Origin of the sequence: Methylobacterium sp. CB376, from assembly GCF_029714205.1 — a bacterium.
Lineage (GTDB): Bacteria > Pseudomonadota > Alphaproteobacteria > Rhizobiales > Beijerinckiaceae > Methylobacterium.
Genome location: NZ_CP121648.1, coordinates 1,774,447 through 1,798,814, shown reverse-complemented (window position 1 = coordinate 1,798,814; position 24,368 = coordinate 1,774,447). Strand labels below are relative to the sequence as shown.

General features: G+C 71.7%; 21 protein-coding genes and 1 pseudogene. 16 read left to right on the top strand and 6 right to left on the bottom strand.

What is annotated here, in order from left to right; all coding sequences use genetic code 11:
* The first annotated feature begins 162 nt into the window (after positions 1 to 162).
* The 3 genes from QA634_RS08020 (at position 163) to QA634_RS08010 (ending at position 3,880) form a co-directional block, all read left to right on the top strand.
* A complete protein-coding gene (locus QA634_RS08020; RefSeq protein WP_012331495.1) occupies positions 163 to 537 on the top strand; it encodes a hypothetical protein in 375 nt (124 codons plus the stop codon).
* Between the two features lie 492 nt (positions 538 to 1,029).
* On the top strand, positions 1,030 to 2,133 hold the full coding sequence (locus tag QA634_RS08015) for an AraC family transcriptional regulator (RefSeq protein WP_012331494.1): 1,104 nt from the start codon (positions 1,030 to 1,032) through the stop codon (positions 2,131 to 2,133).
* A 373-nt stretch (positions 2,134 to 2,506) separates the two neighbouring features.
* A complete protein-coding gene (locus QA634_RS08010) occupies positions 2,507 to 3,880 on the top strand; it encodes a TAXI family TRAP transporter solute-binding subunit (protein WP_012331493.1) in 1,374 nt (457 codons plus the stop codon).
* A gap of 47 nt (positions 3,881 to 3,927) precedes the next feature.
* Here QA634_RS08010 and QA634_RS08005 read toward each other — a convergent pair whose 3' ends face one another.
* Together QA634_RS08005 and QA634_RS08000 are read right to left on the bottom strand one after the other, a co-directional pair.
* A complete protein-coding gene (locus QA634_RS08005) occupies positions 3,928 to 5,250 on the bottom strand; it encodes a cation:proton antiporter (protein ID WP_012331492.1) in 1,323 nt (440 codons plus the stop codon).
* A gap of 134 nt (positions 5,251 to 5,384) precedes the next feature.
* Complete coding sequence (locus QA634_RS08000; RefSeq protein ID WP_012331491.1) at positions 5,385 to 5,768, bottom strand: c-type cytochrome; 384 nt, start codon at positions 5,766 to 5,768, stop codon at positions 5,385 to 5,387.
* 958 nt (positions 5,769 to 6,726) lie between these two features.
* Here QA634_RS08000 and QA634_RS07995 point away from each other — a divergent pair.
* Together QA634_RS07995 and QA634_RS07990 are read left to right on the top strand one after the other, a co-directional pair.
* Entirely contained in the window at positions 6,727 to 7,857 is a 1,131-nt protein-coding gene (locus QA634_RS07995) for an AraC family transcriptional regulator (RefSeq protein ID WP_012331490.1), read from the top strand.
* A gap of 29 nt (positions 7,858 to 7,886) precedes the next feature.
* A complete protein-coding gene (locus QA634_RS07990) occupies positions 7,887 to 8,318 on the top strand; it encodes a hypothetical protein (protein WP_012331489.1) in 432 nt (143 codons plus the stop codon).
* Positions 8,319 to 8,641: 323 nt separating this feature from the next.
* Here the strand turns inward: QA634_RS07990 and QA634_RS07985 are convergent, their stop codons facing one another.
* On the bottom strand, positions 8,642 to 8,860 hold the full coding sequence (locus tag QA634_RS07985; protein WP_012331488.1) for a hypothetical protein: 219 nt from the start codon (positions 8,858 to 8,860) through the stop codon (positions 8,642 to 8,644).
* Between the two features lie 349 nt (positions 8,861 to 9,209).
* Between QA634_RS07985 and QA634_RS07980 the strand changes: the two are divergent.
* The 11 genes and pseudogenes from QA634_RS07980 to fabI all read left to right on the top strand — a co-directional run bounded on the left by QA634_RS07980 (position 9,210) and on the right by fabI (position 18,894).
* A pseudogene (locus QA634_RS07980) lies at positions 9,210 to 9,648 on the top strand (hypothetical protein).
* A 71-nt stretch (positions 9,649 to 9,719) separates the two neighbouring features.
* Positions 9,720 to 10,139, top strand: a complete 420-nt coding sequence (locus tag QA634_RS07975; protein ID WP_012331486.1) for a hypothetical protein — start codon at positions 9,720 to 9,722, stop codon at positions 10,137 to 10,139.
* A 248-nt stretch (positions 10,140 to 10,387) separates the two neighbouring features.
* Positions 10,388 to 11,035 (top strand): CoA transferase subunit A, encoded by a 648-nt coding sequence (locus QA634_RS07970; RefSeq protein ID WP_012331485.1) that lies wholly within the window; start codon positions 10,388 to 10,390, stop codon positions 11,033 to 11,035.
* A 4-nt stretch (positions 11,036 to 11,039) separates the two neighbouring features.
* Positions 11,040 to 11,681, top strand: a complete 642-nt coding sequence (locus tag QA634_RS07965; RefSeq protein WP_012331484.1) for a 3-oxoacid CoA-transferase subunit B — start codon at positions 11,040 to 11,042, stop codon at positions 11,679 to 11,681.
* Positions 11,682 to 11,730: 49 nt separating this feature from the next.
* Positions 11,731 to 11,913 carry a hypothetical protein gene (locus QA634_RS07960; protein WP_012331483.1) on the top strand — a complete coding sequence of 61 codons (183 nt, stop codon included), beginning with the start codon at positions 11,731 to 11,733 and terminating at the stop codon, positions 11,911 to 11,913.
* Between the two features lie 180 nt (positions 11,914 to 12,093).
* A complete protein-coding gene (locus QA634_RS07955; protein ID WP_012331482.1) occupies positions 12,094 to 12,627 on the top strand; it encodes a GNAT family N-acetyltransferase in 534 nt (177 codons plus the stop codon).
* Between the two features lie 262 nt (positions 12,628 to 12,889).
* On the top strand, positions 12,890 to 13,864 hold the full coding sequence (locus QA634_RS07950; RefSeq protein WP_012331481.1) for a phosphate acetyltransferase: 975 nt from the start codon (positions 12,890 to 12,892) through the stop codon (positions 13,862 to 13,864).
* A gap of 2 nt (positions 13,865 to 13,866) precedes the next feature.
* Entirely contained in the window at positions 13,867 to 15,069 is a 1,203-nt protein-coding gene (locus tag QA634_RS07945; RefSeq protein WP_012331480.1) for an acetate/propionate family kinase, read from the top strand.
* A gap of 16 nt (positions 15,070 to 15,085) precedes the next feature.
* Complete coding sequence (locus tag QA634_RS07940; RefSeq protein WP_012331479.1) at positions 15,086 to 15,583, top strand: hypothetical protein; 498 nt, start codon at positions 15,086 to 15,088, stop codon at positions 15,581 to 15,583.
* Positions 15,584 to 15,779: 196 nt separating this feature from the next.
* Positions 15,780 to 18,089, top strand: a complete 2,310-nt coding sequence (locus QA634_RS07935; protein WP_012331478.1) for a DUF3141 domain-containing protein — start codon at positions 15,780 to 15,782, stop codon at positions 18,087 to 18,089.
* Between the two features lie 22 nt (positions 18,090 to 18,111).
* Positions 18,112 to 18,894: an enoyl-ACP reductase FabI gene (fabI, locus tag QA634_RS07930; RefSeq protein WP_012331477.1), complete on the top strand. Its 783-nt coding sequence runs from the start codon at positions 18,112 to 18,114 to the stop codon at positions 18,892 to 18,894.
* Positions 18,895 to 19,164: 270 nt separating this feature from the next.
* Here fabI and ppk2 read toward each other — a convergent pair whose 3' ends face one another.
* Genes ppk2 through QA634_RS07915 form a run of 3 tightly spaced genes read right to left on the bottom strand, consistent with a single transcriptional unit; the run spans position 19,165 to position 24,325 of the window.
* Positions 19,165 to 20,004, bottom strand: coding sequence for a polyphosphate kinase 2 (gene ppk2, locus QA634_RS07925; protein WP_012331476.1), 840 nt, complete (start codon positions 20,002 to 20,004; stop codon positions 19,165 to 19,167).
* Positions 20,005 to 20,019: 15 nt separating this feature from the next.
* On the bottom strand, positions 20,020 to 23,205 hold the full coding sequence (locus QA634_RS07920) for an efflux RND transporter permease subunit (RefSeq protein ID WP_012331475.1): 3,186 nt from the start codon (positions 23,203 to 23,205) through the stop codon (positions 20,020 to 20,022).
* 4 nt (positions 23,206 to 23,209) lie between these two features.
* A complete protein-coding gene (locus QA634_RS07915; RefSeq protein WP_012331474.1) occupies positions 23,210 to 24,325 on the bottom strand; it encodes an efflux RND transporter periplasmic adaptor subunit in 1,116 nt (371 codons plus the stop codon).
* Between the last annotated feature and the right edge of the window lie 43 nt (positions 24,326 to 24,368).

Here is a 24,368-nt window from a genome sequence, read left to right as displayed (position 1 = left end):
CCCCGCGCAGCGATCCAGCAGTGCGCTCCTGCACCGACGCCGTGGCGGCCTATCAAGTAGATACTGGATGTTTCGAGGCTCCCATCGCCTGCGCAGACCGCCGCATTGCCCGATCATCCGCTTCAACGCAGCATTCAGGCATGCCAGAGTAGAAGTTTGCCCATGATCGACACTCCCACCATCGGGGATCTCCACAAGCGCAAGCGCGTCACCGACGAGCAGCTCGACGCTGCCGTGGCGGACTACCTGAACGATCCGGCGCCCGGGCCGCGACAGCTCGCGGAGGGCATCGCGATCGACGTCTGCGCGATCATGCAGGCCAACCCTCAGGCCCGCGAGGTGCTGGCCATGCATGGCTCGTCCGACGCCCAGATGCGCGCGGCGGTGAGGACGGCGATCCTGCTGGCAACGCCCACGCGCGACCGGGACGCGGCCGCCGCGCGGGAGGCAGGGCCCGCGTCTCCGACCGTGAGGCGCCGCCGGGCCCCCGGTGCGCGGGGAGCAGACGCGGGACATCCGACCGTCCAGGACAAGTGAGGCCGCCGCGACGGGAGCGAAGCCCTGCCCGTCCGCGGCTCGGCTCGGCTCGGCTCGGCTCGGCTCGGCTCGGCACGAGGCCGTCGGCATCGCGGCGTCGTCGACCCCCTGCCCGGCCCGCTCCCCGCCACGGGGTGAGGGCAGCGCGACGAGGGAGGTGCGAGGCGCGTCGGTCCGCGCGGAGACGGGGCCGGAATCGGAAGGCGCGGATCCCCGTCGGGGCCCGGGACCGGCCGCTCGTCCCCGCCGCGCGTCGACGGAGCGGGACGATCGGGGACCCGCGCCCGCGCGAACGGGGCCGATGTCCCCGTCCCGAGCCTCCACGGCCTGTCCATGCCACGGCTATTCGCCTCGCGCCGGATAAGATCGAGCGCAATTCGCTGACACTGGCGCATTCCGCGGCACGGCCACGTTCTTGAGACGTGTATTGCGAAGCCGCCCCATTTATGATCTACATGACAGCCCTGATCCAGAAGCACTGGAGGCACGACTATGCCTTCCGATGTGCCGTCGAGTGGCAATCAAGGCCGCGACCCAGAGTTTCAGAAGGGTCTTATATCAAAAGATTCAAAATGTTTCAGCGCACCGTCTATCCCATTCAATTTCACCCACGTCTTCGCAGTCAAGGCCGTCTACGATATACTGTTAGAGCTTGAGCTAGATCCTGAAACTGTCCTTGAAGAAGCCGGGATCGATGCCCAGATCTTCGAGACGGTGGAAACGGTCTCTTTCGCGGCGTTGGGCCGCCTGACGGCACTGGCCGCCGACCAGGCGCGGTGCGCCCATTTCGGCCTCCTCGTTGGTCAGCGCACCACCCTCGGCTCGCTCGGCCTGCTCGGGACGCTGATGCGCCACTCCGAGACGATCGGCGACGCCCTGCAGGCCTTGCAGACGCACCACGATCTCCTGAACCGCGGCGCCATGATCGAGCTGGCGGTCGATGGTGCCGTCGCGACCGTGAGCTACGCCCCCTACGCGTCCGACGTCGACGGCGTCGCGCTCCACTGCGAGAGGGCCGTCGCGGCCCTGACCAACGTCCTGCGCGCGCTGTGCGGCGCGAAATGGAGCCCGGACGAGGTGCTGCTGCCGCGGCTCGAGCCGCCGGACACGACACCCTACACGGGCTTCTTCCGGGCCCCGGTCCGGTTCGCGCAGGAGATCGCCGCGCTGGTGTTCCCCGCACGGCTCCTGAAGCGGCCGGTGGAGGACGCCAACCCCGTCATTCGCGCGAGCGTGGAGCGGCGCATCCAGCAATGCGAGGCCATCCTCCCGTCCGACGTCACCGACGAGGTCCGGCGGCGCGTGCGCTCCAGGATCATGCAGAAGCGAATCGAGAAGGATCAGGTCGCCCAGACGTTGGCGATCCACCAGCGCACGCTGACCCGCCGCCTGAAGGCCGAGGGAACGACGTTCCGGTCCATCGCGAACCAGACGCGGCTCGGCATCGCCAAGCAGCTGCTGGCCGACACCACCATGAGCTTGGCGCAGATCTCATCCGTGCTCGAATTCTCGGAGCCCGCCGCCTTCACGCACGCCTTTCGGCGCTGGACAGGCATGACGCCGAGCGCGTGGCGCAACGAACGATGGGCCAAGTAGCGGCCCTGCGCGGATCCGCGGTCCGCGGCGCGCGATTCGGGACGGGGCCGCCATCAGCCTCGCAGGTTTCGCGCGTGCCGCCGGGCTCGGTCCCGGCGTCGGCGGCCCAGGCCGATCTCTCGGGTTCCCGAGGCGCGTGGTTGTCGAGCGGGCGCGACTGCGCGAATACGGTCGCAGCCAACGCGGTCGCGGTTCTCATGGCAGCCGTGCCGAATGGCGGTCTCACGCGCGTCCACGGCGATCATGATCCGACCGAGGTCGCGTATCAGCGCTGCTCTCGGTCTTGGCGGCGCGTTGTCCCGCACGATCAAGCCTGTCGACGCCGCCCGGGTCATTGAGCGTCATGGCGAGGCGGGTCGCAGGTGGCAGGGCGATGGGCACGACGGTGCGCTGGCTCGTTGTCGCTGCGGGTCTCTGCCTCGTCGCCGGGCTGGCCGTCGCGGCGTGGCGCCACCTCTCGAAGCCGGCGATCCTGTCGGTCGCGGTCGGGCCGGCCGAGTTCGACGACGCCGTGCTCATCGCCGCCTGGAGCCGGGCCCTCACCCAGGGCGGCGCTCCGGCGCGCCTGTCCGTGATCCCGACCTCCGGCCCGACCGAGGCGTTGGCGCGGCTGGCCGCGGGCAAGGCGCAGCTCGCGGTCGTGCGCGGCGACGGCGCAGTCTCGGAGAAGGTCCGCGCCGTGGCGATCCTGCACAAGGATCCGGTGGTGATCGTCACTCTGAGCAAGACGAGGATCGCCGGCTTCGCCGACCTGAGAGGCCGGGTGCTCGGCGTCGTCGGCCCGCCCAACGCCAACGATCAGATCGTCGCGACGCTGCGCAATCACTATGCGGTCTCCGTCGACGCGAGGACCGTCCCGCCATCGGCGATCGAGATCTCGGACGCGATCAGGAGCCGAAAGGTGGACGCGCTGCTGTTCACGGTGCCGGCCACCCGCGGGGCGAGGATGAGGGAGAAATGGGCGGCCGTGCGCCGCGCCAGCCGCCGGGAACTCGCCTTCCTGGAGATCAGCGAGGCCGAGGCCATCGCGGCGGCGACCCCGGTCTACGAGGCCACCGAGATCGCAGCCGGCCAGTTCGGCGGCTCGCCCACGCTGCCCGCGGAGAGCCTCACGACGCTCGAGGTCGCGACCTTCCTGGTCGCGGACCGGGAGGTCTCGAACGACGTGATCACGCAGCTCACCCGCCATCTCTTCGACAATCGCCAGAAGCTCACGCCGGATGCCCCGCTCGCCGCGCTGGTGGAGGCTGCCAGCACCGACAAGGACGCCGTCATTCCGGTTCATCCCGGCGCCAGGGCGTTCTACGACAGCGAGGAAACCACCCTGATGGAGCGCTACGGCGACTGGCTCTTCTACGGTCCCATGATCCTGGGGCTGCTGGGCTCCGGACTGGCCGCGATCCTGCGGTTCCTCGGCGTCCCGCGCGTCCAGGATGCTCCCACGATCCTGTCCCGCGCGCACGAGATGATCTCGTCCATCGCGCGGGCCAGCACGCTGTCCGATCTCGAGAGGATCCGCAGCCGCCTCGACGAGGCGGTCGCCACGATCGCGTCGCAGGCGGCGCGCGGCCGCCTGGAGGAGCACCAGGCCGCGGTGATCCACTTGGCGGTCGACTACGTTGACCAGGCGCTCACGAAGCGGGAGGAGGCGCTCCGGTCGGCGCGCCGCGCGGAAGCCGCCGGAGACGTCGCGCTGCAAAGACGTGAGCCGCTCCGGACGGGCCGGGAGGCCGGTCTTCCCACCTGATCGCGGCCATCGCGCGCGGGATCCGCTTGGGTCAACCGGATCCCGGATCAGGCGTGAGGCCAGAGGGAATCCCTCGCGAGCGGCTCCCCGGCAGCGGCTGCGCCCCGACGCCGCGGGACCTGCGCGCCGGCCTGCCCCGGCGCGACGGCCGCCCCGCGCGGCTCGCTCCGCCTCGCGGCGTGGCGGGCGAACGCGTCGCTGAGCGGATTGGCGGTCAGGCCATGGGCCACGACGCTGAGGATCACCGTGCAGGCAACCGTGGCCGCCATGAGGTCGCTGCCGGGCACCTCGGCATCCAGCACCAGGACGGCGAACACGATGCTGGCCAGCCCTCGCGGGCCGAACCAGCCGAGGAACACCTTGCCGCCGGCGTCCACACCGGAGCCGGCCAGCGCGATCCACGCGGGAGCCATCCGGATCACCGTGAGGCTGAGGCCGGCATAGGCGACCATCTCCCAGCCGAGGCGCGGCGCGAGTTCGCTGACCACCGTCGCGCCGAAGAGCGCCCAGGTGAGGAGCGCCAGCACGTTGCCGGCGCCCTCGGCCGCCATGAGCAGTTCGTGCTTCACCGTCCGCCGCCGCGCCATCCAGCCGGCCGCCAGCCCCCCCACGAAGGACGCGATGAAGCCGCTGCCGCCCAGCGCCTGCGCGGCCGCGAACGACGTGATCGCCAGCGCGACGGCGGGCATCTGGCGCCACCCGGTGCCCATCCAGCCGCGGCGCTCCGCCCATCGCAGCCCCCAGACGCCGATCACCGCGAGCCCGACCCCGGTGACGAGCCCGATGCCGATCTCCCGAACGAAGTGCGACATCACCAGCTGCAGGTGGTCGTTGTCGGCCGCCCGATCCGCGGCCAGCGCGAGCAGGATCAGCAGGACGGGCACGCAGATCCCGTCGTTCAGGCCGCTCTCGACGTTCAGGCCCTCGCGAACGGCCGCGGGCACGGACGGGTTGGTGACGACGGCCTTCCCGAGCGCGGCGTCGGTGGGGGCCAGGATGGTGGAGAGGAGCGCGCAGCCGAGCAGGCCGATCGTGGGAAACAGCAGGTACGCGGCCGCCGTACCGAGCACCAGCGTGAGAGGAAGCCCGACCAGGAGCAGGCGGACCGGGATCGCGTAGGAGCGCCGAAGCACACCGAGATCCGCGTTGGCCGCATCCGTGAACAGCACCAGCGCCAGCGTCAGTTCAGCGAGAGTCTTGAGGACTTGCGCGCGTGAGCCGATCTCCAGCAGATTCAGGCCCATCGGTCCCAGGGCGAGCCCGAATGCCGTGAAGACGAGAGCGCCGGCCACCGGCGTGCGCTCCAGCGGCGCGGCAACCAGACTGTAGGCGAACACGAACGCGAACAGGATGGCGATATTCTGGTACATGGGCCAGATCCCCGACCGAGAGTGTTTCCCGTTGCGCCTGCCTCGATCTCCGGACGCGTGCGGGGTGCGGGACGTTTCGTCCGACGCGATGCCGCCGCCCGGCGCGAAGCGAGCCCCTCCGCAGGCCTCGGCGCTCAGGGCTGCCCGCTGCCGGAGGCCCGGGAGCGCAAGCTGAGGATGTAATCGATGAGGGCGTCGCGCTCCTCGCGCGAGAGCTGGAAGCTCGGCATCCCGGGGTGATGCTGCTGCAGGAAGACGCTGAGCGCGACGCCGGTCGTGGAGGGCGCCTGCGCGACGGCGACGAAGTCGGGGGCCGGGCCGCCCCTCGGCCGGGAGATGGAATCGACGCGGTGGCACTCGGCGCAGAGATCGTCGGCGAGGCGGCGCCCCCGGGCAACGCTGTCCTGCGACCAGCCTCGGTCCGCGCCCGCGACGAGGAGGGTGAGGATGAGGAGGGCGCGGGTCGAGCCGGACAGGAGGTCCGGACGGTGTTTCGGCGTCCCGCGTCCTCGGTGCATCGCCTGCCTCCCCGCATGGCAGCGCCGGCGCGACGCCTGGGCGTGGCCCTCGGCATCGATCGGCGCTGCGGCCTCGGCTGAACTCTCGCGATCCTATCAGGGCGGAATCGTCGCTCGCCGCCTTGATGTAGATCAGGTTGAAGCGGCGCCGAACGCAAATCTCCTCGCTGCGCCCGGCGCCCTCCGATGGTCGCGTCGAAAGGCCGGCAGGATCGCAGGGTGTCGGCCCCTTCGGCCTGCTCGCGCGGCACCGGCATCCCGGTCCGCCTCCCGCTGCGCGGCGGGTGCGGCCGCGCGTTGCGCCGCGCCCCCCATCCGGAACGGCAGCCCATCACCGCGGAGGCGACCTCCGGACCCTCCACGCCCTCGAGGAGGCGATCCGTTGCAAGATGTCAGGGTTCCACCTCTGGCAGCGCCCGATTCAATATCAATTGTGAAGTTTGGCAAGCCTCTTCATCGCGCTCACGGTGGTCAGACCGGACAGATATTGACTTATGTCAAGGACCACAGCATCGAGAAACATACGATTGTGCCAGGCAAGACGGTGGCTCGAAGCCTCAGAGCGGCGGCCGGCAGGTGGACCGGACGCATGGGCATTCCGACCGCGCCATCAGGTCAGTCCTCGCTCCGACCCGGCGGGGCGAGGAGGTCATCGCTCGGACGAGGCCGGATGGCGCGGCTCCTGCCGCACCGATCCCGCTCGGCCGGAACCGGGTGAGACGGTCGGCGTGGCGACGAATTCAGTTTCGTTGCCAAACGACTGAATTTTTTCAAGTATCATCTCCGAATTTTGCTTCATATCATATCCGACAGAGAGTGCTGGTCGGGGTCGTATTTCGCGCAACTGCGTTTTGGCTCGGGTAAAGTACTTGGCGGGGGCGGCCGATCGAAGCGGCGTTCGGTCATCATGCGTCGCAGCAAGACCGCAGCATCGGCACCGAAGAAGGGAGGAGTGGGCATGATGTCAGCCATCAGTTGGAGTTGCGAGCGATCGCGGCCGGAGGCGAGGCGTGCCGAGACCAGCATCCCTCCGCGCCCGGCCGCCCCTGCCGCCGTTCACGGCAGCGCCGTCGAGGCGATCTGCGAGGTTCTGGTGGCGCTCGGGATCGAGCCGGCTCCGCTGCTGGTGCAGAGCGGCATCGGCCCGCGATGCCTGGAGGGAGCCGGGGCGCTCTCGTTCGAGAGTCTCGGACGCTTGATGGCGCTCGCCGCCCGCCGGAGCGCCTGTCCGCATTTCGGCCTCCTGGTCGGCCAGCGCACCACGCTGGCCTCGCTCGGGCTGCTCGGCGTGCTGATGAGGAACTCGGAGACGGTCGGTGACGCCCTGCGGGTGCTGGAGACGCATCACGGTCTTCTCAACCGAGGGGCCGTGATCCGCGTCGCGGTGAACGGCCCGCTCGCCATCGCCAGCTACTCGCCCTACCGGCCCGAGGCCGAGGGGATCGCGCTCCATTGCGAGCGGGCGCTCACGGCGATGACGAACGTGATCAGATCCCTCTGCGGGGGCGATTGGGCGCCCGAGGAGGTGCTGCTGCCGCGCCTGGGGCCGGACGATGCGACGCCCTACGCGAATGTCTTTCGCGCTCCCGTCCGCTTCGGACAGGAGATCGCGGCGCTGACCTTCCCGGCGCGCCTCCTCGGGCGGCCGATCGGGGACGCGAGCCCGATCGTGCGCAAGCTTGCCGAGCAGCGCATCCGCCAGTTCGCGGCCAGCATGCCCGCGGACCTGACGGACGAGCTGCGCCGGCACCTGCGTGCCACCTTGACGCAAGGAGAGCTGAGCGCGCGCCAGGCCGCGGAGGCGCTGGCGGTTCACCGGCGGACGCTGAGCCGGCGTCTGAGGGCCGAGGGAACGAGCTTCCGATCGGTCGCGAACGAGACGCGCCTCTCCGTCGCCAAGCAGCTGCTGGCCGACACCAACCTGAGCTTGGCGGAGATCTCCGTCGCCCTGGAATTCTCGGAGCCCGCCGCCTTCACCCATGCCTTCCGGCGCTGGACCGGGACGACGCCGAGCGCGTGGCGCAAGCAGCGGCGAGATCCGAGCGGCGGCGAGATGAGCGACGGCCGTCGCGCTGCCGCGGGCGCGTGAGGCGTGAGGCGTGAGGGAGGAGATCCGCAATGGGACCTGCACACGGAGTTCGTGCCGCCGCGCTCGGCCTGGCCCTTTTCGCCTCGGCCGGGGGCACGCGCGCGACGGCGGCGCCGGCCGGGCTCGCCGGCTACCAGGGCGCCTGGGTGCTGGGCGGGCGCGACTGTGCGGAGGTGTACTCATCCGCCGGGAAAGGAACGTCGTTCAGGACGCCGCTCGACATCTTCGCGCCGGCCTTCATCGTCTCCGGCAACCGCCTCAGGACGCCGATGGCGTCCTGCCGCATCAAGTCGGTGCGCCCGGTGAGCGACCGTCAGCGGCTCGTCCTCGACTGCGCGAACGTCGTCGCCGTCAACGAGGTCAGGGTTCTCCTGGCGCTCGGGCCGAACGGAACCCTGAAGCGCTACTACGGCGATCAGGACCCCACGGGCGTGGAGTACCGGCGCTGCTCGGGCCCCTGACGGCGCGCAGCCCGGCGCCGGCCGCCGAGAGCCGCCCCTGGTCCGGGCCCGCAAGGCCCCCTCACCGAGACCCGCAGCGATGCGCCTGCCCCTCGTCTGCCTGACCCTCGCGGCCGGCCTCGCCGGCCCGGCCCTCGCGCAGCCGGGCGCCACGGTCGGCCTGCCGATCGGTGCCGGACTCGCCCCCAGGCCGGCGCCCGGTCCGCCCGCGGCGACGCCGCCGGGGCGCGGGCCGTGTCCCGCCGCGGTCGCGCCGGACCGCGCCGGCGAGCCGGCCGGCGGGGTTCGGCGCCGGACGTGCCGGGCGCCGTCCCGCTCGGCGGTCAGGCCCGCTCCACCTCGGAGATGACGTCGGCCAGGTAGAGCTCGATGCGGCGCACCGCCTGGTCGTCGTTGCCCGCCACCGCGACCGCGATGGCGGCGCCGCGATGGTGCGCCCGGCGGATGAGCCCCTCGGCCTTGGCGGCCGCCGCGCGCTCGGTCGCGGCGCGCAGGATCGCCCCCGCGCTTCCCGTCGTGACCCTGATCTCGAATGACGGCACTTCAGTTATGACCGAATCGATGCCGCGCCGAACCCGCGTGACTCGCCCGCGTCGCCCGGCCCCGACCGTCTCCAGGCGGGACGTCTCTGACGCAGCGACGCGGACCCGCCGCGCTGGCGCGTGAGGGTCGATGAGCGAACGCCGTCGAGCGTAGTGCAGGGTGGATCCAGCTGCAATCCAGACGTTCAGTCCGACTGCGATCTCGGCTGTCCTGTCCGATCAAGCGCCAAGGCACGCCAAGATTATCGTTCACATCGCAATGACCGGCGGAGCTGCTGCCGATCCCGAGCTCCTGATCGGCGGCCAGCAGCCCGTGCCGGCCGGCCCGTTAGGTCAAGGACACGACGCCATGAAGCGCCTCATCATCGTCACCTCCGCGATCGCCGCCCTGATCCTCACCAGCATCACCGCCGAAGCGCGCGGCTTCGGCGGCGGCGGGTTCCGGGGCGGAGGGGGTTCCGGGGCGGAGGGGGTTCCACGGCGTCCGTGCCGGCGGCTTCCGCGGCGGACGGGTGGCGGGCGTGCGCGGCGGATACCGCGGCGGCTACGGCCGCTACGGGTACCGCGGCGGCTACGGCCGCTACGGATACCGCGGCGGCTACGGCCGCTACGGATACCGCGGCGGCTACGGCGCCTACGGCTACCGCTATCGTCCCTACGGCTACGGGCTGGCGGCCGGCGCCGCGGCGGCCGCGGCGGCGGGCTATTACGGCTCCACCTACGGCGGATGCGGCCCGTCCCGCTACTACGACGCCGCGTCGGGTGTCTGCCGCCCCTACGGCTACTGAGCGGTCGCTCCTCGGCGCCCGCCGGGGCGGGCGCCGCCCGGGGATGGCCGCAGAGTGGAGGAAGGCCTGCCATGATCCGTGAACTCACGCCCATCGTCCTGGCCTTCGGCCTGGCCTCGCCCGCGCTGGCGCAGGCGCCCGCCGCGCCGCTCGCGCCGAGCCTGCTGATGCACGGCAATTACTGCGGCCTCGGGAACCGGGCGCCGCTGCCGCCGGTCGATGCGCTCGATGCGGCCTGCGCCCGCCACGACGCCTGCACGCCGGCGGGCGGGCTCCCGTCCCGCCGGTGCAATCTGCGCCTGCAATGGGAGGCCGACCGGATCTCCCGCGACCCGCGGCAGCCCGACGACGTGCGCGCGGCGGCCGGCTTCATCGCCTTCAGTGCCGCCCTCCTGCCCTTCGATCCCGCGCCTCCGGTCGTGGTCGTCAGGGTTCCTGCCTGGACGGATCCGTTCGCCTACCGCCGCGTGCGCGCCGCCGCCGTCTACTGAGCGGGGCGCGCAGGGCAGCCCTGTCCGGGGGACGGGGTGACCGGGCCGCCGTTCGGGCGGACGGCGGAGCCGATGCCGAGAGTTCGTCGCGCGCCGAGGCGCGCACGACGGATCCTCGCCCGTCGCCGGTCGCGGGGCCGAGTTGCCGGCGCCCCCCGGACCGCTCACCCGGGCGGCACGGGCAGCCCGGCCCGCCCGGGGCCGGCGGTGCGACCGCACCCTCCCTCATCACCGAGCGGCAGTCTCCCATGCGGATCAGCTCACTCGCCGAGGCGGTTTCCCTGATCCCCGACGGGGCCAGCGTGATGATCGGCGGCTTCATGGGCGTCGGCACGCCCGAGCCGCTCGTCGACGAGCTCGTCCGGCAGGGCCGGCAGGACCTCACCGTCATCGCCAACGACACCGCCGCGCCCGGGCGGGGCATCGGCAAGCTCGTGGCGGCCGGGGCGCTGCGGCGGGCGGTCGTCAGCCATATCGGGCTCAATCCCGAGACCCAGGCGCGGATGATCGCGCGGACACTGGAGGTCGAGCTGGTGCCGCAGGGCACGCTGGCCGAGCGCATCCGGGCGGGCAGCTGCGGCCTGGGCGGAATCCTCACCCCGACCGGGATCGGCACCCTCGTCGAGGAGGGCAAGCGGCGGATCACCGTCGACGGCCGCGATTACCTGCTCGAACCGGCCCTGCGCGCCGAGTTCGGGCTCATACAGGCCTTCCTGTGCGACTATCTCGGCAACCTCACCTACGCGCTGACCGGGCGGAACTTCAATCCGCTGATGGCGATGGCGGCCGAAACGGTGATCGTGTGCGCCGAGCACATCGTCCCGACCGGCGTCATCGCGCCCGACCACGTCGTGACGCCGGCGCCGCTGGTCGATCACGTCATCGCCTGCGGGTGAACCGATGGATCCGCACGTCGTCATCGCCAAGCGCATCGCCCGCGAACTCCGCGACGGGATGCTGGTGAATCTCGGGATCGGCATCCCGACCCTGGTCGCGAACCACGTCCCCCCCGGGCTCACGGTGTTCTTCCAATCGGAGAACGGCTTGATCGGGACCGGCCCGGTCCCGGAGCCCGGCATGGCCCTGCGCTGGCTGACCGATGCGGGCGGCAAGGCCGTCACGGCGCTTCCGGGCGCCTCGGCCTTCGACAGCGCCACCTCGTTCGCGCTGATCCGCGGCGGCCACCTCGACCTGACCGTGCTCGGCGGCCTCGAAGTCGACCAGACCGGGCGCCTCGCCAACTGGATGGTGCCGGGCCGGATGGTCCCGGGCATGGGCGGCGCGATGGACCTGGTGACGGGAGCCAAGCGCGTCGTCGTGGCCATGCAGCACACCGCGAAGGGCCGGCCCAAGCTCGTTCGGGAATGCACGCTGCCCCTCACCGCCGAGAGGCGGATCGACCTCCTGGTGACGGAGCTCGCGGTGATCGCATTTCCGGACGGGCGCGCGACCCTCGTCGAGACGGCGCCGGGCGTCAGCCTCGACGCCGTGCGCGCCGCCACCGAGGCCGACCTCGCCATCGCCCTCACCGAGGGCACGTGAGGGAAGCCCATCACCGCGCGGGGACGCGCGAGAAGGAGGAGAATTGCCCATGAGGATCATTCTCATCGTCGCCGGTCTGCTCGCGAGTTTGGTCGCCCTCGCGCCGACCGAGGCCGAGGCCGTCGTCTGCGCGCGCGGCGTCTACCGGGCCGGCTGCGTCGGCCCGCGCGGGGCGGTCGGCGTGCGCCGCGGCGTCTACGGCGCGCGCGCCGTGCGCGTGCGGCGCTACTGATGCCGGCGGCCCGGGACGCTGACGCATCGGGCCGGTGACCATCTCGCACCGTCGACAGCAGGCCGCAGGCTTGGCGACGATTCGCGAATCGCACCGGCGGTCACGAGACATGACCGCCGGTGCGAGGCGCCCGAGCCCGGCCTGATCGGTGCGCCGCCCCTCCGACATTCGAGGTCCGCCATGACGGAGCAGGCCAGCACGGGCCCGGGACCGCACTACGCCGCCGTGGAGCACCTGCGCGACGGGCAGGCGCTGTCGATCCGGGCGCTGCGGCCGGGGGACCGGGAGGGCCTGCTCGCCGCCTTCGCCGGCCTCGGCGAGCGCTCGCGCACCCTGCGCTTCTTCGCGCCCAGGCGCGGCTTCAGCGAGCGGGAGGTCGATTACTTCGTGAATGTCGATTTCCGCGAGCACGTCGCCCTGGTGGCGGAGGCGGGCGGCGCCCCGACCCTGGTCGGTGGCGGCCGCTTCATCGTCACGGCGCCCGGCACGGCCGAGCTCGCTTTCGCGGTGGCGGATGCGTGGCAGGGCCGGGGCGTCGGCGCCGCGTTGATGCGCCACCTCATCGCCCTGGCGCGCCGGAGCGGCCTCTCCGAACTCACCGCCGAGGTTCTGTCGGACAACGCTCCCATGCTCGCGCTGTTCAGGCGCTGCGGGACCCCGGTGGAGATGCGGCGGGAGGGCCGGACGGTCCACGTCGTGCTCCGGTTGCGCTGACGGGAGTTCGGGCGTCCCGCACCCGCCAGCGCCGCGGCGCCGCTCCCGGCCGGCGCGGTCCCGGGCCGATCGCAGCCGCCGCGCCGGTGTCCCGCCCGATCAAGCGGCGGGGCGCGTCCTCTGGAAGATTGCCCCGCGGACGCCGCCGGGGGGCGGGTGATCGGGAAGGCGCGGGCGCCCCTCCGGTTCGCGGCCGAGGCCGGTCCGGCCGCGCGGCCATCGGCGGCGCACCGTGCGCCCTGTCCGATCAGGAGAGAGCATCGTGGCGAGTTCGACGACGCAGGAGGCGCCGGCCCGGCACCGCCGGCACGAGAAGTACGAGCGCTTGGTCGCCGCCGCGCGGGCGCGGCCCCGGCTGAAGGTCGCGATCGCCCATCCCTGCGACGAAGCCTCGCTCGGCGCGGCGCTGGAGGCGGCGGATCTCGGCCTGATCGACCCGATCCTGGTCGGCCCGCCTCAGAGGATCGCCGCGGCCGCCTCCGCGCTCGGCAAGGATCTCGCGGCCTACCGCGTCGTCGAGGCGGCCCACAGCCACGATTCCGCCGCCAAGGCCGTGGCGCTGGTGAATGCGGGCGAGGCGGAGGCCCTGATGAAGGGCAGCCTCCACACCGACGAGCTGATGGGCGCGGTGGTGCGCCGCGAGGGCGGCCTGCGCACGGCGCGCCGCCTCAGCCACTGCTTCGTGATGGACGTGCCGAGCCACGACGACCCCCTCATCGTCACCGACGCGGCCATCAACATCGCGCCGAGTCTCGAGGAGAAGCGCGACATCGTCCAGAACGCCATCGACCTCGCGCGGGCCTTCGGGATCGAGACGGTGCGGGTCGCGATCGTGTCGGCGATGGAGACCGTCAACCCGAAGGTCCCCTCGACCCTCGACGCCGCGGCGCTCTGCAAGATGGCCGATCGCGGCCAGATCACCGGAGCGGTGCTCGACGGGCCGCTCGCCCTCGACAACGCCATCGATCTCGGCGCGGCGGCGATCAAGAAGATCCGCTCGCCGGTCGCCGGCCGGGCCAACGTGCTGGTCGTGCCGGATCTCGAGGCCGGCAACATGCTGGCCAAGAGCCTGACCTTCCTGGCGGATGCCGACGCCGCCGGGATCGTGCTCGGCGCGAGGGTTCCGATCATCCTGACGAGCCGGGCCGATTCGCGCCTGACGCGGCTCGCCTCCTGCGCCGTCGCCTCGCTCTTCGCGGCGGCGCAGCGCGCGGCCAAGCCCCTGCCCGAGGTCTAGCCATGATCCCGGCCTCGCTCGTGCTGAACGCCGGCTCATCGAGCCTCAAGTTCCAGGTCTTCGAGCCCGGGGAGGACGGCGCCCCGCGCCGCCTCTATCGCGGCCTGTTCGAGGGGCTCGGCAGCGGGCCGCACATGATCGTGCGCGACCGCGCCGGCGCCGTGGTCGCCGACGCGTGCTTCGAGGCGGGCGGCTTCGGGCACGAGGAAGCGCTGCTCCAGATTGCCGCGTGGCTGCGGGCCCACCGGAGCGAGCACCGGCTGGCGGCGGTCGGGCACCGGGTCGTGCACGGCGGCACGGCGCACAGCTCGCCCGTGCGGGTCGACGACGCGGTGCTGGAGGCGCTGGAGCGCCTCGTGCCGCTCGCGCCGCTGCACCAGCCCCACAACCTGGAGCCGATCCGCGTCGTGCGGCGGCAATTCCCGGACCTGCCGCAGGTGGCCTGTTTCGACACGGCTTTCCACCGCGGCCAGCCGGAGGTGGCGCAGCTCTTCGCGCTGCCGGCCGAGATCTCGGATCGCGGCGTGCGCCGCTACGGCTTCCACGGCCTGTCCTACGCCTTCATCGCCGAGCGGCTCGGCGCCGCTTTCCCGGTCCTCGCGCAGGGCCGGGTGATCGCGGCGCATCTCGGCAGCGGCGCGAGCCTGTGCGCCCTCGACCGCGGGCGCAGCGTCGCGACCACGATGGGCTTCTCGGCCCTCGACGGGCTGCCGATGGGCACGCGCTGCGGCAGCCTCGACCCGGGCGCGGTCTTCTACCTGCTGCGGGAGATGCGGCTCGACGCGGACGCGCTGGAGCGGATGCTCTACACCCGCTCGGGGCTCCTGGGCGTCTCGGGCCTGTCGAACGACATGCGGACGCTGCGCGCGCTGGCGGGCACCGACCGCCGCGCGCGCACCGCCATCGACCTCTTCGTCTACCGGATCGGGCGCGAGCTCGGCTCGCTCGTGGCGGCCCTGGGCGGCATCGACGGCCTCGTCTTCACCGGGGGCATCGGCGAGAACGACGCCGCCACCCGGGCCGAGGTGCTGCGGGGCGCCGCCTGGGCGGGCTTCCGGCTCGACGAGGCCGCGAACGCGGCGGGCGGGCCGCTGATCACGCGCGGTCCCGGACCCCAGGCCCTCGTCATCCCCACCGACGAGGAGACGATGATCGCGCGCGGGATGCGCGCGGTGCTCGACGACGCGCGCCAGCCGGCGCTCTGACCCCATGGAGACCGCTATGGAGACGCTCACGACCAAGCCCGACGCGGTGATCGGCAACGATCCGTTCATGTCGGCGGACGACCTCGCCGCCTACTCGGCCCGCATGCGCGCCGCGAAGGCCCTCAAGGAGATGGAGGGGCAGGACCGCGCCACCAAGGCGCGGACCGAACTCGCCAAGCAGCTCGCGGAACCCCTCGATCTCACGCCCGAGAAGCTGAGCGAGATCACGCAGCGCCTCCTGCACAAGCTCCGCATCGCGGCCGAGCAGGGCCAGAAGGAGCTCCTGGTGATGCGCTTCCCGAACCTGATCTGCACCGACAAGGGCCGGGCCATCAACGGGGCGGAGGCGGGCTGGGCCGAGACCCTCACCGGCCGCCCGCGCCAGGCCTACGAGTTCTGGCGCGACCGCCTGCAACCGGCCGGCTACGGCCTGAAGGCGATGATCGTCGACTGGCCGGACGGGATGCCGGGCGATGTCGGGTTCTTCCTCACCTGGGAGACCAAGCCCCACTAGAGCGGCACCCGATCACGTTGCAATCGGGTGTTGCTCTAGGTCTCTGATCCTGCCGCATTTTCCGCGACGAACCGGCATCCACTTCGTCGGAAAGTGCTCTGGGACCGAGACATCGGCACGCGATCATGAATTTGGGGCAGCAAGGCGCCGCGCGGCCGCCCGCCGCCGCGCACGCAACCGGGACAGGATGAGGGCCATGGCAGACCCAGGAACACGTGTATATCCTCGGCAAGCTCCGACGACGGGCAGCCTGCAGCCGCTGCTCCCGCTCCAGCTGCGCATCGCCGAGGTCTACCGCGAACGCTGCGCCACGGCCCTGGACGCCTATCTGGACGCGGTCCAAGGGGCGAACCGCGCCTGGATCGAGGCCCTGACGCCCCGGACGCCCGCGCAGGCGGCCGGCGACGCGATCACCTACTGGACCGACTTCGCCCAACGCTCGGTCCTGTTCTGGGACACGCTCCGGCAGCGCGGCAACAATTGGCTGGCGCACGAGGCGGCCGGCAAGCCGCCGCTCCTCGCCTTCCCCTACGAGGTGGTCGCCGATGCGCGCCGCTTCGCCCGGCCGGTGAACTACGCCCTGGCGCGGATCCTGCCGCCGCCGGAGCGGCCGAGCGACGCCGAGAAGCGCCCCTACATCATCATCGATCCGCGGGCGGGGCACGGGCCGGGCATCGGCGGCTTCAAGCCGGATTCCGAGGTCGGGATGGCGCTGCGCGCCGGTCATCCGGTCTACGTGGTGATCTTCTTCCCCGAGCCGGTCCCGGGCCAGACGCTGGCGGACGTCGCGCAGGCCGAGGCGGCCTTCCTGCGCCTCGTGCGCGAGCGCCACCCGACGCGCGGCAAGCCGGTCATCGTCGGCAATTGTCAGGGCGGCTGGGCCGCGATGCTGGTGGGCGCGCTCGATCCCGAGGGCGCCGGGCCGATCGTGGTGAACGGCGCGCCGATGTCCTACTGGGCGGGCAACGACGCCGAGAACCCGATGCGCTACGCGGGCGGCATGCTCGGCGGGAGCTGGACGGCGCTCCTCGCCAGCGACCTCGGCGGCGGCGTCTTCGACGGCGCGCACCTCGTCGACAATTTCGAGTACCTGAACCCGGCCAACACGTGGTTCGGGAAATCCTACAACCTCTTCTCGAAGATCGACACCGAGCCGGCGCGCTACCTGGAATTCGAGCGCTGGTGGGGCGGGTACTTCCTGATGAATCGGGAGGAGATCCGCTGGATCGTCGACAACCTGTTCGTCGGCAACCGGCTGGCCTCCGGCAGCGCCGAGTGGGCGGAGGGCAGAACCTTCGACCTGAAGGCGATCCGCTCGCCGATCATCCTGTTCGCCTCGCTCGGCGACAACATCACCCCGCCCCAGCAGGCCTTCAACTGGGTCGCGGACCTCTACCCGACGACCGCCGACCTCAAGGCGAACGGGCAGGTCATCGTCGGGCTGATGCACGAGAGCGTCGGGCATCTCGGCATCTTCGTCTCGGCCGGCGTCGCGCGCCGCGAGCATGCGCAGATCGTCGACCTCCTCGACTACATCGAGCACCTTCCGCCCGGGCTCTACGGCATGAAGGTCGAGGAGGAGCGCGCCGACGGGGGCGTGCGCTACGATGCGGTCCTGCGCGAGCTGCAGGTCGAGGACCTTCAGACGCTGCAGAAATACGCGCGCAAGGACGAGGTGCCGTTCGCCGCGGTGAGCCGGGTCTCCGAGCTCAATGCGGCCGCCTACGAGACCTTCGTGCATCCGGTGCTGAGCGCCTGGGTGCCGCGCGAGATCGGGGCGCTGTCGCGGGCGCTGCACCCCCTGCGGGCGCGGCGCTGGGCCCTGTCCGATCTCAACCCGGCCCTCGCGTGCCTCGGCCCCTGTGCCGATCTGGTGAGGGGGCACCGCGTCCACCGGGACGAAGCGGGGGCCTGGGCGGCGAGCGAGCGCGGCGCCGCGGCCGGCATCATGGCCGGGTGGGACTTCTACCGGCAGATGCGCGACGCCGCGGTCGAGAACCTGTTCTTCACCGTCTACGCGACGCTGAGCGCGGTCGCGCCGCCCGGTGCGGAGCCGGCCGTCGCCCCGTCCATCGATGCGGCGCCGCCCGAGGCCCTGAGCCGGATCGCCGAGGGCGGCTTCACCGAGGCGGCCGTGCGGGCCGGACTCCTCGTGTCGCGCTTCGGCAGCGAGCGGCGGCTGTCCACCTTCAAGCGCATCCGCGAGATCGCCGGCCGCGAGATCGGCCTGCTCGACCTGCCGGCCAGCGCGGCGGCCCGGGTGGTCCGCCAGCAGGCGGAGATCATCGCGCACGCGCCCGAGCGGGCGATGGCGACCCTGCCGGACCTGCTGCGCACGGCCGAGGAGCGCCGCCGCCTCCTCGACATCCTGGAGCGCCTGACGACGCGGCTCGACCTCGCGCCCGAGCAGCTCGCCGTGATGCCGCGGCTGCGCGACCTCCTCGGGCCGGCCCCCGCGGCGGTTCCGGCACCCGAGCCCGCCCCCCGTCAACGCAGAGCCGGCTGACGCCCGCTCCGGAGACAGAGCCATGACGCAGATCCCCGATGGCAACGCCCTTGCGGGCAAGAACGCGCTGGTGCTCGGCGTCGCCAACGAGCACTCGATCGCCTACGGCTGCGCGCGCGTCTTCCGGCGGCTCGGGGCGCGGATCGCCCTGACCTACCTCAACGAGAAGGCGAGGCCCTTCGTCGAGCCGCTCGCGCGCGAACTCGACGCGCCGCTCTTCCTGCCCTGCGACGTCCAGCGGGAGGGGGAGCTCGAGGCGGTGTTCCGGCAGATCGCCGAGAGCTGGGGCCGCCTCGACATCGCGCTCCACTCGATCGCCTTCGCGCCGCGCGCCGACCTCCAGGGCCGGCTGGTCGACAGTTCGGGCGAGGGGTTCGGGATCGCCATGGACGTGTCCTGCCACTCCTTCATCCGCATGGCGCGGCTCGCCGCGCCGCTGATGCACGAGGGCGGCACGCTGCTCACCATGAGCTACCACGGCGCCAGCAAGGTGGTGCCAAACTACAACCTGATGGGACCCGTCAAGGCGGCGCTGGAGAGCGCCGTGCGCTACCTCGCCTACGAGCTCGGCGACCGCGACATCCGCGTCCACGCGGTGTCGCCGGGCCCCCTCAAGACCCGCGCCGCCTCGGGCCTGAAGGATTTCGACCTCCTCCTCAACGAGGCGATCCAGCGCTCGCCCATCGGCGAACTCGTGGACATCGACGATGTCGGGCTCACCGCCGCCTACCTGACGACGCCCTACGCCGCCCGCCTGACCGGCATGACGGTCTACGTCGACGGCGGCCTCAGCATCATGGCTTGAGCCCGGCCGCCGATCGCGCCCCGCCCGATCGGGGCGCGCACGGCGACCGCGCCGCCCGCCCCGCGCCAACGGCCCAGGATGCCGACGCATCGGGCCGTCGTGCCTCCCGATGATACGCGGTCCGGACGATCACGTCCGGACCGCGTATGATCCGTGATCCGCTTGATCGAAGCGGATCCCGGATCACGAGCCTGCGCGGCGCCTGAGCGAAGCCGACATCCGCATGGCGAAGCCATCCGTCGGATGTCGCATGCGACGTGACCGTCGGGATCAGTAGCGCTCGGGCACGAAGCGCCGGTCGCGCAGCGTGTCGTCGTAGGCGTCCTTCTTGCTCCGTTTGGGCAGCGTCACCTTCTCGGCCTCGAGCTCCTTGTAGGGGATGAGGTGCAGGAGGTGCGCGATGCAGTTGAGCCGCGCCCGCCGCTTGTCGTCCGAGCGCACCACGTACCAGGGCAGGTCGTCGGTGTCGGTGGCGGCGAACATGGCGTCGCGGGCGCGGGAATACTCGTACCAGCGCCGGTAGGATTCGAGATCCATCGGGCTGAGCTTCCACTGCCGCAGCGGGTCGTCGATGCGCGCCTCGAAGCGGCGCTTCTGCTCGGCGCGCCCCACCTCCAGCCAGAACTTGATGAGCTGGATGCCGCCGCCGGTGATGAAGCGCTCGATCTGCGGGCAGAGGGCGAGGAAGCGCCGCCGCTCCGCCTCGTCGCAATAGCCCATCACGGTCTCGACGCCGGCGCGGTTGTACCAGGAGCGGTCGAAGATCACGATCTCGCCGCCGGCCGGAAACTGGGCGATGTAGCGCTGCAGGAAGAGCTGGCTCTTCTCCCGATCGGAGGGCGCCGGCAGCGCCGCGACCCGGAACACGCGCGGGCTGACCCGCTCGGTGATCGCCTTGATGGTGCCGCCCTTCCCGGCCGCGTCGCGGCCCTCGAAGACGACGATGATGCGCGCGCCGGTCGCCCGCACCCAGCTCTGCAGGTGGCAGAGCTGGACCTGGAGCTTGCGCAATTCGCGCTCGTAGGGCTTGCGCTTGAGCCGGCCGGCCTCGGAGGCCGGCACCGCCTCGTCGTGCGCCTCCGCCAGCAGGTCCTGGTCGGTGTCGTCCATGGCGCCCCCTCCCCCCTACTCCGCCGGCTGGTGCCCCGCCGCACCGGTCGGCGCGGCCGGCCGCGTCGCCGGTTGCTGCTTCTTGCCGCCGAGCAGCCGCCACGCCCGCTCGCGGAGGCCCTGGAACACCACGTAGAGCGGCGGGATCACGAAGATGCCGAGGAAGGACGCGGCGACCATGCCGCCGAAGACCGGCGTGCCGACGTTGCGCCGGGCGAGCTGCGAGGCGCCGGTGGCGATCACGAGCGGCAGCAGGCCGAGGATGAAGGCGAAGGAGGTCATCATGACCGGGCGGAAGCGCAGCCGCGCCCCCTCGGTCGCGGCCTCGCGCAGCGCGACGCCCTTCTCCCGCTGCTCCTTGGCGAACTCGACGATGAGAATGCCGTTCTTGGCGGCGAGCCCGATCAGCACGACCATGCCGATCTGCGCGTAGAGGTCCAGGGTGAGCCCGCCCCAGACCATCGCCGCGTAGGCGCCGACGATGCCGACGGTGACCGAGAGCAGGACCGGCACCGGGATCGTCCAGCTCTCGTAGAGGCCGACCAGGAACAGGAAGGCGAACAGCACCGCGAAGGCGAGGATGATCGCGGTCTTCCCCTCCGCCCGCTTCTCCTGGAAGGCGGTGTCGGTCCACTCCCCGCCGAAGCCGGTCGGCAGGGTCCGGGCCGCGACGGCCTCCATGGCGGCGAGGGCCTGGCCCGAGGAGATGCCGGGCGCCGGCCCGCCCTGCACCGTCACCGCGCGCAGGTTGTTGTAGCGGATCAGCGAGGGCGGTCCGACGACGATCCGCACCTCGGCGAGGCTGCGCAGCGGCACCATCTGGCCGTCCTTGTTGCGCACGTTGATGCGGTAGATGTCGTCGATGCTCTGGCGATCGGCCGCCTCGGCCTGGACCTGAACTTGCCAGGTGCGGCCGAACAGGTTGATGTCGTTGACGTAGTAGCCGCCGAGCGAGGCCTGCAGCGCCTGGAACACGCTGTCGAGCGACACGCCCAGGATCTGGACCTTGTTGCGGTCGATATCGAGGTAGACCGACGGGTTGGTCGCCGAGAAGGTGCTGAAGACGCGGCTGAGCTTCGGCTCCTGGTTCGCCGCGACGATGAGGCCGCGCAGGGCCTGGGCGAGTTCCTTCGGATCGCCGCCGCGCAGGTCCTCCAGCACGTAGGCGAAGCCGCCGCCGGTCCCGAGCCCGATGATCGGCGGGGGCGCGAGGGGCACGACGAGGCCGCCCGGCACCTCGCGGAAGCGCTGGCCGAGCCGCGCGATCAGGGCCGCGGCGCCGTCGCCCGCCCCCTTGCGCTCCTCGAACGGCTTGAGCGTGACGACCAGGAAGGCGGCGTTGCTCTGCGAGTAATTGTCGATGAAGTTGAGGCCGACCACGGTCGTCGCGTCGGCGACGGCGTGCTCCTCGCGCAGGATGGCCTCGGCCTTCGCCGCCACGTCCGAGGTCCGCGCGACCGAAGCGCCCTCGGGAAGCTGCACCACCACGAAGAAGGCGCCCTGATCGTCCTCCGGCAGGAAGCCCGTGGGCGTGATCTTCGCCAGTTCGACCGTGCCCCAGGCCGCCGCGAGCGACAGCACGAGGCCGATGATCGAGAGGCGCACGATGCGGGCCACCGCGGCGCCGTAGCCGTCGCGGACGGCGTCGATCGCCCGCATCACGAATCCCATGATGCCGCGCCGTGGCCCGTGATGGGGTCTCAGCAGCACGCCGCAGAGCGCGGGCGAGAGCGTGAGCGCGTTGATGGCCGAGAGGAACATCGAGACCGCGACCGCGACCGCGAACTGGCGGAACAGCTCGCCCGAGATGCCCGGCACGAAGGCGACCGGCACGAAGACCGAGAGCAGCACCAGGGTGATCGCGATGATCGGCGCGGTGATCTCCGCCATGGCGCGCTTCGTCGCCTCGCGCGGGGACAGGTCCGGGTGCTCCTCCATCACCCGCTCGACGTTCTCGACCACCACGATGGCGTCGTCGACCACGATCCCGATGGCGAGCACCATGGCGAGCAGGGAGACCGAGTTCGCCGAGTAGCCGACCGCCTTGAGCGCGATGAAGGTGCCGATCAGGCTCACCGGCACGGCGACCGTCGGGATCAGCGTCGCCCGCAGGCTGCCGAGGAACAGGAACACCACGATCACGACGAGCACGAAGGCCTCGACGAGCGTCTTCTGCACCTCGTGCACGGTCTCGGTGATGAAGGCGGTCGGGTCGTAGGTGACCTTCCATTCCAGCCCCTCCGGGAAGGCCTTGGCCAGCGCGGCGACCCGCGCCTTGACCTCCTTCAGGGTCGCGATCGCGTTGGCGCCGGGCGACTGGTAGATCGCGATGACCGTGGCCGGGCTGCCGTTGAGCCGCGTCTCGCGGTCGAGGCTCGCCGCGCCGAGCTCGATCCGGGCGACGTCGCCGAGCCGCAGCAGCGACCCGTCCGGGTTGGTGCGCAGCACGACGTTGCGGAACTGCTCGGGCGAGGTGAGCCGCCCCTGGGTCTGGATGCTGAGCTGGAGCTGCTGCTCGTCCGAGATCGGCCGGGCGCCGATGCGGCCGACCGGGGCCTGGACGTTCTGGGCCTTGATCGCGTTGATGACGTCGCCCGTGGTCAGGTTGAGGCCGGTGAGCTGGTCGCTGCGCACCCAGGCCCGCATCGCGTAATCCTGCGGCCCCCACAGCGTCGCGTCGCCCACGCCGGGCGTGCTCTTGATCCGGTCGAGCAGGTTGATGGTCACGTAGTTCGAGATGAAGAGCGGGTCCTGGATCGCCTTCGGCGAGTAGACCGCGAGCACGCCGAGCAGGGCGGAGGATTTCTTCTTGACCGTGACGCCCTGCTTGCGGACGTCCTCGGGGAGTTTCGCGAGCGCGATCTGGACCCGGTTGTTGACGTTGACGGCATTGATGTCGGGATCGGTGCCGAGCTCGAACGAGCAGGTGAGCGTGTAGCTGCCGTCGTTGCCGCTGACGCTCTTCATGTAGATCATCTTGTCGACGCCGACGACCTGCGACTCGATCGGCTGCGCCACGGTCGATTCGACCACGTCGGCGGCGGCGCCCGGGTAGGTCGTCGTCACCGAGACCTGGGGCGGCACGATGTCGGGATACTGCGCCACCGGGATGGCGAGGAGCGCCAGCGCCCCCGCGATCGAGGTGACGATGGCGATCACCAGCGCGAGGCGCGGCCGGTCGACGAAGATCGCGGAGAGCATCGGATCAGGTCCTTCCCGCCGCCGCGCTGGCCGGGACCGCCCGCACCGGGAGGCCGGGGCGCACGCGCTGCAGCCCGTCGACGATGACGAGTTCGCCGCCCGAGAGCCCCGCCTCGATCACCGCGTCGCTCCCGCCGGCCCCCGACGCCACCGTCACGCGCCGCGTCACCGCGCGGCCGTCCTCGACCACGAAGACGTAGACGCCGCCCTGGTCGGCGATGAGCGCGCCCTGGGGCACCACCACCTTCTCCTCGGGCATTCCGGTCTGGAGCGCGACCTGGACGAGTTGCCCGTCCCGGAGGGTGCCCGCCGGGTTCGGCATGCTGGCGCGCACCAGCACGGTGTCGGTGCTCCGGTCGACGCTGATGTCCACGAAGTTGATCCGCCCGACCTGATCGTAGGTCGAGCCGTCCGAGAAGCGGATCCGCACGGCGATCTTGCTGCGGTCCGGCTGCGGACCGCCCTGCTGCATCCGCAGGAACTCGCGCTGGCTCACCGGGAAGCTGACATACATCGGGTCCTGGCTGACGATGGTGGTCAGCACGCCGCTGTCGGGCCCCACCACGTTGCCCTTGGTGACGCTGGTCCGGCCGATCCGGCCGGCGATGGGCGAGAGGATCTTCGTGTAGCCGAGGTTGATCTCCGCGGTCCTCAGGTTCGCCTCGTCGCCCGTCACGGCACCCCGCGACTGGTCGAGGGCGGCGCGGGCTTGGTCACGCGCGACCACGGTGCCCGAACTGCGATCGAGGAGGTCCTGCGCCCGCTGGAGCTGGATCGCCGCGAGCGTCTCGGCCGCGTGGCTGCGCTCCAGCGCGCCCTCGGCCTGCTTCACCGCGGCCTCGAACAGGTCGGGCTCGATCCGGTAGAGGGGCGCGCCCTCCTTCACGAGGTCCCCCTCTTTGAACAGGACGGTGTCGAGGAAGCCGGTGACGCGGGCCCGCACCTCGACGCGGCTCACCGCCTCGACCCGGCCGACGAAGTCGAGGGCCTTGTCGATGGCCTTCTTCTGGGCGGCGACGGTGCCGACCGGGAGCGCCGCGGCCGGATCCGTCTCGGCCCGGGCCGCGGCGGGCGCGGCGGCGAGGAGGAGGAGGAGGAGTAATCGGGGACGGTGGAGCATGATCGCCCCTCGCGCGGAGAACGGCAGCCCATGGTCGCAGGTC